The 343-nt window shown below is 42.3% G+C and carries 1 rRNA gene; it reads left to right on the top strand.

What is annotated here, in order from left to right:
* Positions 1-243: 243 nt before the first annotated feature.
* A 16S ribosomal RNA gene (locus KO531_RS22220) occupies positions 244-343 on the top strand; the annotation flags it as partial.

Below are 343 nucleotides of genomic sequence, written 5' to 3' on the forward strand. Positions count from 1 at the left end.
AAATCTGTGTGGACACTCACAGGTGTTGAGTTAATCGAAACTGCTTAGCCTTCGGGTTGGCAGTCAAAAATTTAAATCAATGTTTTCAAGTCATTCTCCTTAGCGGGAAGCATGATTGAGTGTTCATAGTAATATGTACATACAGTAATGTATGAATTGAAACGCGATGTTTCTTAGTGAGCAAAGCGAATCAAAACAGTAGAATTCATTGAGCCGTTTGACGTAAGTCAAACAACAAAACTTTAATTGAAGAGTTTGATCATGGCTCAGATTGAACGCTGGCGGCAGGCCTAACACATGCAAGTCGAGCGGCAGCGCAAGGGAGTTTACTCCTGAGGCGGCG

This window comes from Shewanella sp. NKUCC06_TVS, from assembly GCF_019345515.1.
Lineage (GTDB): Bacteria > Pseudomonadota > Gammaproteobacteria > Enterobacterales > Shewanellaceae > Shewanella > Shewanella oncorhynchi.